We start from the raw sequence: 2,624 nt of genomic DNA, 5'->3' as shown, positions 1-2,624 counted from the left end.
CTGCCCGCGTGCCGGCCACCGGAGCCGTCTCCGTCGCCCTGATCGCCGGTACCGAGGATCGCATCGACGAGGGCATCCGCCCGGTGCTGCTGGCGGGTACGGGGATGCGGGTCGTACGCCGGCCCGGTGCCGTTGCGGACGGCCTCGATCCGGGCCCGCTTCTCGCGATCGAACCGCTCCCCGGCGGTGTGCCCGAGCGCCTCGTGGATCGCGGACGCCTCGGTCGAGGTGAGGTGCGCACGGAGCTCGGCCATGCCGTCCACCCCGCGCCGGACACTGACCCGACGCTCACACGCCGCGGCAGCACGCCGGGCCAGGACCCCTTCCGGGTCGAAGTCCGCGATGATGCTGTCGGTCTTGGCCAGGATCGCGTTGCGGCCGGGCCGCTCGCCGGAGTCGATGGAGTCCAGCAGCCAGTCCACGACCAGTCGGTGCACAGCGTCCAGGGCGGAGGAGTCGACCGTCCGCATCTGCCGGACGAGCATCCCCGCCGTGCGCTCGTCCAGGAGGCCGGACCCCATCGCCTCGACGATCCCCGGGAAGCTGATGACGAGATCCCGGGCCAGCGTGAGCATCGCTGACGCGCGGTGGTGATGAACACCGTAGGTGGCGACCAGTTCCGCACAGGCGACGTCGAACGGGTCGAGCACCGCGTGGTCGCGCGGGCGCTCCGGCCCGTCGGGGTCGTAGTAGCCGGCCTCGACGTCTCGGGCGAACTGCTGCTCCTCGCACAGTGCCAGGAGATCGTGGCAGGCCTGCAGGCGGGCGGCAGCGGCGCGGTTCTCCGTGCGGAGGGCGTCGAGGGCGGCCAGGCCGGCCGCCGCGATCCCCGAACCGTGTTCTGCCGACATCCGGTTCCCCCTTCTGCGATAGCGAGGCGATCGCTCGTGTGTTCGATAGGGGGACACTAGCAACGGGGTACGACATGGTGGTTCGACCACGACCGATGCGAATGACGCGCCGGGGCGCCGGGGCGGCGGCGCGGCGGGACGTGCGGTGTCATCGATGGGGTCTGGGATGGGGATGGGGATGGTGATGACGTGGAGGGAGCGGAGCGGGCCGCTCCGGACCGCTCAGCCGCCCAGCAGGGACCGGTAGTACTCGGCGAGGCCGGGGTAGTAGTCGGGTTCGAACTCCAGCGCGTCCGGATCCCGTCCCGCCTCGGCCTCGACCAACCGGTCCAGGTAGTACTCCCACCCGGGACCGATCGAGGAGGCGGACTCGGCGTCCGCGATGTCCTGTTCCAGGGAGATGACGGCCTCGTCGTCGTCGCCCTCGATCCTCACGGTGAGGAGCCACCCGCCCGGACCGGTCCGCACGACCAGGAGCCCCGGCGCGTCACAGGTCACCACCTCGACACCGTCGACGGGATCGCCCTCCTCGGCGGTCATGGTGAGCTGGACGGTGCCGGACGCCGGGTCACCCGACCACGGGCCGATCCACCGGGCGGTGCGGGCCGGGTCGGTGACGGCGGCCCACGCCTGCTCGCGGGACATGGGCAGGCGGCGGGGGAACACGACGGCTCCCGAGTCGTCGAGGTATCCGGAGGCCGTGGGCGTGGTGGACATGGCGTCTCCTCGCGATCAGAGAGGCGCCGGGAGTGGTGTCAGCGCAGCGCCGACATCAGCGTATCGCGCATCCGCGCGATGAAACGGCCGAAGTTGTCCCAGTTGTGCAGGCCTGTGGGCAGGTAGTCGACCCGGGCGGGGATGCCCAATTCGTCGAGGCGCCGGTCCATGGTGACGGTGCACGCGTGGGTGGCGATCTCCAGACCGGTGCCCTGGGAGAACCGGAGCAGGTCACGGCCGTTGCGGTCCCATTCGGTGGCGTCGGGCATACCGGTCGCGGTGGCGAGGTACAGGGTCTTGCCGCGGAGCTTCTCGGCGTGGAGCAGCCCGTCGTTCTCCGCGTAGGCCGGGTCGGTCCGCGGACCCCACAGGTTCGCGATGTTCCCGCCGCGGGTCTCGGTGACGATCTTGGCCAGGACGAATCCGAGATCGTCGCGCGCGGTGTAGCAGCCGGCGATCGCGCCGACGGCGGAGAACAGGTCGGGGCGGCGCTCGGCCAGGGTGACCGCGCTGGCGGCCCCCATCGACAACCCGGCGACACCCCGCTTGCCGGTGAAGGGCAGTTCGCCCGACTCGAGCAGCGGGGGCAGCTCCTCGGTGAGGAAGGTCTGCCAGGCGTTGCGGCTCAGGACCGGGTCGTCGTTCTGCCAGTCCGCGTGCAGGGAGCCGTCGGCGCGCGCCGGCATGACCAGGGTGACGTGCTCGCCGGCGAAGGCGTCCTGGACGCCCCCCGGCAGGAGCCACCCGCTGGGCGACGGCGAGTCGACGCCGTCGAGGAGGTAGAGCATCGGGGCCGGGGCGTCGGACGCGGGCCGCCAGATCTCCACCGGCAGCACCCGGTTCATGGACTCGGACGCGATCCACCACCGCTCGAAGCGGGGGTCGCCGCCGGCCACGCGTGGGTCGCCGATCTCCTTGTGGCGGACCTCGGAGACGGTGACCGGCTCCGCCTCCATCCCGATGGGCGGGGTGGCCAGTGTGTTCTGTGAACCGGTGCCGAGTGGCGGGAGCGTCCCCAGGCCCGCCAACGACTGCGTCCCGGTGGACCCTGTCGAG

The 2,624-nt window shown here is 71.9% G+C and carries 3 protein-coding genes; all 3 read right to left on the bottom strand.

Annotated features, from left to right (window positions below; genetic code table 11):
• On the bottom strand, window positions 1–851 hold an 851-nt coding region (locus G6017_RS11365), incomplete at its 3' end, for a DUF222 domain-containing protein (RefSeq protein WP_182617423.1).
• Between the two features lie 222 nt (window positions 852–1,073).
• Window positions 1,074–1,568: an SRPBCC domain-containing protein gene (locus tag G6017_RS11360; protein ID WP_182617421.1), complete on the bottom strand. Its 495-nt coding sequence runs from the start codon at window positions 1,566–1,568 to the stop codon at window positions 1,074–1,076.
• A 38-nt stretch (window positions 1,569–1,606) separates the two neighbouring features.
• On the bottom strand, window positions 1,607–2,624 hold a 1,018-nt coding region (locus G6017_RS11355), incomplete at its 5' end, for an alpha/beta hydrolase (protein WP_182617419.1).

It is taken from the genome of Dietzia sp. B44 (genome assembly GCF_014145245.1).
GTDB lineage: Bacteria > Actinomycetota > Actinomycetes > Mycobacteriales > Mycobacteriaceae > Dietzia > Dietzia natronolimnaea.
This window is presented reverse-complemented; position numbering and strand designations above follow the sequence as displayed.